Consider the following 1,101-nt stretch of genomic DNA (forward strand, 5'->3'; position numbering starts at 1 on the left):
ATTGCATTTCCACATAATCACGGGCATGGCCCCAGTCCCGCAGGGCATCCATATTACCAAGAAATAAACAGCATTCTAGACCTTGTGCAATATTACACAGCCCACGGGTAATCTTACGTGTTACAAAAGTTTCACCTCTGCGAGGTGATTCATGGTTGAAAAGTATACCGTTACAAGCATACATCTCATATGATTCACGATAGTTCACAGTTATCCAATAAGAATAAAGCTTAGCTACTGCATATGGTGAACGGGGATAAAAAGGAGTAGTTTCTTTTTGTGGTATTTCTTGAACCAACCCGTAAAGCTCTGAAGTTGATGCTTGATAAAAGCGGGTTTTTTTTTCAAGCCCAAGAAAGCGGATAGCCTCAAGGAGTCTTAGGGTACCTAAAGCATCTACATCAGCGGTATACTCAGGAGCTTCAAATGAAACTGCCACATGTGACTGTGCGGCCAAATTGTATACTTCATCAGGCAGCACTTCACTAAGAATACGCGTTAAATTTGAGCTATCACTCAAATCACCATAATGGAGTTTAAATTTTGCATTCTCAATGTGAGGATCCTCATATATATGATCAATTCTATCCGTGTTAAATGAAGATGCCCGTCGCTTTACGCCATGAACCTCATAACCTTTACGCAATAATAACTCTGCTAGGTAAGATCCATCTTGACCAGTTACACCCGTAATTAATGCCACCTTTTTATTCAAAATATTTCACCAAAATAAATATTTAAAATTGACTTAACGTTAGGTAACACACTCTTTAATGCGACCCTGTAAGCTGATTTACCACAACTAAATACATGTTGCTTTATCACTACTAATGTAATTAAGATAAATAAAATTACGATAAATTACATGTATATCGCCATCACAAATAGATTTATCTAAAAATCTAACAATCAATTAAACATCATAAAAACATTATTTTAATAAAGAAAACCGAACATGCCGACAGTATGACTATCGATGTATTTCTAAATATGCCTCATATATATTTCATCAGCTTTACTGATAGGCATAATCATTTACCTTGATACCCCGCTGTGTCAGGATAGATGTCGCCTCTTTTGATTCATGACTCTCAATAATTG

General features: G+C 36.4%; 1 protein-coding gene. It reads right to left on the reverse strand.

Features of this window, described 5'->3' with window-relative positions; translation table 11 throughout:
* On the reverse strand, positions 1 to 715 hold a 715-nt coding region (gene gmd, locus KDK18_RS09985; protein WP_257254754.1), incomplete at its 3' end, for a GDP-mannose 4,6-dehydratase.
* Between the last annotated feature and the right edge of the window lie 386 nt (positions 716 to 1,101).

This window comes from Endozoicomonas sp. SESOKO3, from assembly GCF_024606255.1.